Consider the following 3,287-nt stretch of genomic DNA (forward strand, 5'->3'; position numbering starts at 1 on the left):
CTGTGAATGGTCACTTTAGGGTGTACCAGCAGTACTGCTTCGCATTTCCTGTAACTGATCACCTTATGAAGTAAAGAAAATAATCCTGATAAATCGGATTTCCTGTAAATGATCACCTTTGTATTGGTTTGCTATTTCAGCTACTTTGATAATAGACACTCATTTAACGAAGCGAAGAAATCAGGCTTACCCAATTAATCTTCCTGTAAGAGGTCACCTTCAAACTGTGTGAAGGTGACCTCTTACAGGGAATAAAGTGACTGTCTACAGGATGAAAGTGATCACTTACAGTATCATTTGAACAAAGTATCGCCACAAGGTGATCATTTGCAGGACCTGTATCAGATCACCTTTATCCCTGTATCAGATCACCTTTCTTCCTGTAAGCGATCACCAAACTTCCCGTAAATGATCACTCCCCTTCCTGTAAACGATCACCTTTGAGCGCGGCAGCCCTTTATTGACGGGGGCTCTAGCCTCCCTAAACGTTAAAGATCTAAAGATCTAAAGATCTAAAAGATCGTCGACGTATTTATAATTTTATAAAAATGTTCACTGAGCAGTGTTTGATGCTAGCTATGAAAAACAGGTTCCTTAAAGAAAAGATATACAACACAACGTCTCTATTGAATAGGGCTAGGGGGTAGGGGTTCTACTTCTGCCAGATTTGCAAAAATCCTATCACTTGAGAAATTCTCCCTATCTTCAAAGACTCAAGGATTAAAATGAGTGCACTAGACGTTGGCTTAGCGCTGACATGCGATGACAATAGGTCGGTTGTGTTCGGTATCACCCTTACATTTCCAAATGTATTTAAAACAGGTACCGAGGCACGAAGATTCTTCAATAAGACATACTTTGAAAATCTCGGTGCAGATGGTTTATGTAGATTGGTAGCCAAGGGCCGGGCCGACCTTTTTTCAATATCGTACTTTTTCGGTGAAAAAGAGCCTGAGATTAAATTGGCTGGACTACATAGCCATTATGTTCATCCTGGAAAGACTGATGCTTGCTTACGAATTGTTGATGGCAAAAGCCACTTAGACATTCTTCTAGGGAATTCTCACGCTGGTTCTTTCCAGGCAGAAGCAGACTTTATAACGAAAGAGCTCAATACATATGCTGAAGAGGGCTTCGTTCTAATGTGGGAACAATTCAGTCTACTAACAGATGTCTGATCCAGTAATAGCAATCACAACAAATTTCCCCTAAAGCGAATCTACTTAGTAATGAATTAAAAAATTTAAGGAGACGAGATGAGCCAACAAGATGATCTTGAGATGTTTGATGAAGAGTTTAGAGTCGATGTTAAAGGGGGAATTAACCGTGCTCAACAAGTAGTGGACAGGCCCTTTGGTTACTATGCGAATATTTTGAATGTGCAATTCAATGAGATTCAAGATTATTTGAAGCCAGGCTTTAGGACAGAATCAGGTCAGTCACTGGGTTCTAGCGGGCGCAGAGATTTGATAGCTGCATTCTGTGTTTCTGACAATGACCGGTTCAATACTATTTTGAGATAACCGTCCTGGATTGCTGGTGGGTAAATGTTGCAATGTTAAATTGGCGAAACTGTTGCCAGTAGGGTAGGGTTCCACGCAAGTTGTGGGAAGCTATTTCTCTGACACACTTTGCTTATCAAAAACTTTCGCAGTAACCAACATGATTAACTTCAAAACCACCAGCAGTCATTCTCCATTTAACGTATCAAAAAAGCTCTTATGTGCATGCGCTATATATTTTACTGTCTTTAATGTATCAGGACAGTCCCAGTTACAAGGCTCCCATAGCTTCGAATATGCATATTATTCAGTAACTGGTGTATCTGGATTAGATTCGATAAAAAGTGTTGTATCTCGCACGGCCAGAGAGCACGAAATGACCACTGATGCGCTGACATCAACCTCTTACAAGTGGAAACATCTACAAGCACCGGCTAAAAAAAATGGCATTTGTACCCCGAGCCAGGTCGAGCTAAAGGCCCATACTGTGATCACTCTGCCCCGTTTAGTTAATGCTAAACTGACAAAGGATGAATTAGCGGTCTGGGCCAAGAGCTTAAAAAAACTTTTGAGCCATGAAAACCTTCATTACGCCAACCACCAACAAGCGTTTTTGGAAATTACTCAAGAAGCAAACAGTTTTGAAGCTCCATGTAATGGTTTCAGAGCGGCCTTTTCAAAGGCTATGAAAGTAGTTATCCATGGTCATATAGAGACTGATGAAGCTATTGATAAGAAGCAATCTACCAGTAGTTAGCGCCGTTCATCCTCAAAGTTATCGTCGCTATCGTCACTTTCCCTCAGATTTGAAATTTAACACTGACCAATCACATTACCTTTTTCAACATAAACAAAAGGTTTGAGATGATTACTTTAAGAGAGCTTTCAACAAACAGCTTCAGAGCAGCAAACACAAAGACAAAGTTTCGTATCACTAAGCTGAGAGAAAAACTCATCTCTAAGCTCGCTAAATCAGATGTTATATGCCTTCAAGACGTGAATTCACTCGATAGAATTGGCCGTTTCACAGTGGCGCAATCACTTTATAACCAGTGTGACGATAGTACAAAGCAGTATCTCTTACATGATGAGCATGCCCATGTGCGTTCAGCAGCAGCAATCTCACAACAGACATTAGGCAAATAGGGTAGAGACTATGAAATTAAGTGATATTCGCTCAATTGGTTGGCTAAATTGTGCTGATGGGAGCATAAATCTCACCCCCTGTATAAATGGAAGCTCTCAACCGCGACTGATCAATATTTCTCGACAAGAGTTCAATGCCTTTGGCGGGGATTTGGAAATGATGAAGCAAAAAGCTATGGAAGTAATCAATAGTCAAAATTTTGAGGACTCTCTGCTACTGAGTGAGCTTGAACATTCTGAAGACAGCTATAGGACTATTGGGATCAGTAATTATCACCTGAGTGGTGCTGATACTGTTGTCTTGGATGACTTAGCATCTGATCCCGAGTGTAACATGGTCCTAAAACTTGATACTGGATGGTTCGTAAAGCTATATGAGAGTCCTGATGCAAACACTCATGCGTCTATGGTCTATGTCACTAAATCTAAATTCGATTTTAAGCGCTTATCTGAGCGCTGGTTATCGAATGATTGAATTTGACGCAGATGCAACTCTGTATCAAAAGCTTCAGACATTTGAGGTATAGCTTACCCAAAACATTCAGCCGCTCAGTAGAGCGGTTTAATTAGATGGTCCGCCTCACCTCTGAGCTTCTACGCTTAGAGTTAGGCAAACAAAGAGGCGAACCATCATGTCTT

The 3,287-nt window shown here is 40.8% G+C and carries 4 protein-coding genes; all 4 read left to right on the top strand.

Annotation, left to right across the window (positions count from 1 at the left end; translation table 11 throughout):
• Positions 1-725 precede the first annotated feature (725 nt).
• The 4 genes from HHX48_RS16045 to HHX48_RS16060 all read left to right on the top strand — a co-directional run bounded on the left by HHX48_RS16045 (position 726) and on the right by HHX48_RS16060 (position 3,123).
• A complete protein-coding gene (locus HHX48_RS16045; RefSeq protein WP_191026356.1) occupies positions 726-1,178 on the top strand; it encodes a hypothetical protein in 453 nt (150 codons plus the stop codon).
• A 78-nt stretch (positions 1,179-1,256) separates the two neighbouring features.
• Entirely contained in the window at positions 1,257-1,523 is a 267-nt protein-coding gene (locus tag HHX48_RS16050; protein ID WP_018984060.1) for a hypothetical protein, read from the top strand.
• A gap of 139 nt (positions 1,524-1,662) precedes the next feature.
• The gene (locus HHX48_RS16055) at positions 1,663-2,259 is read left to right on the top strand and encodes a DUF922 domain-containing protein (protein WP_191026357.1); all 597 of its coding nucleotides are present in this window, start codon (positions 1,663-1,665) and stop codon (positions 2,257-2,259) included.
• Positions 2,260-2,658: 399 nt separating this feature from the next.
• Entirely contained in the window at positions 2,659-3,123 is a 465-nt protein-coding gene (locus HHX48_RS16060; RefSeq protein WP_139758266.1) for a hypothetical protein, read from the top strand.
• Positions 3,124-3,287: the final 164 nt, after the last annotated feature.

The organism is Salinimonas profundi (assembly GCF_014750655.1).
In the GTDB taxonomy this organism is placed as follows: domain Bacteria; phylum Pseudomonadota; class Gammaproteobacteria; order Enterobacterales; family Alteromonadaceae; genus Alteromonas; species Alteromonas profundi_A.

What these genes read in the sequence shown, in the direction of transcription:
- HHX48_RS16055 (WP_191026357.1), top strand. Translation starts at nt 1,663, where the DNA reads ATGATTAACTTCAAAACCACCAGCAGTCATTCTCCATTTAACGTATCA.
- HHX48_RS16050 (WP_018984060.1), top strand. Translation starts at nt 1,257, where the DNA reads ATGAGCCAACAAGATGATCTTGAGATGTTTGATGAAGAGTTTAGAGTC.
- HHX48_RS16045 (WP_191026356.1), top strand. Translation starts at nt 726, where the DNA reads ATGAGTGCACTAGACGTTGGCTTAGCGCTGACATGCGATGACAATAGG.
- HHX48_RS16060 (WP_139758266.1), top strand. Translation starts at nt 2,659, where the DNA reads ATGAAATTAAGTGATATTCGCTCAATTGGTTGGCTAAATTGTGCTGAT.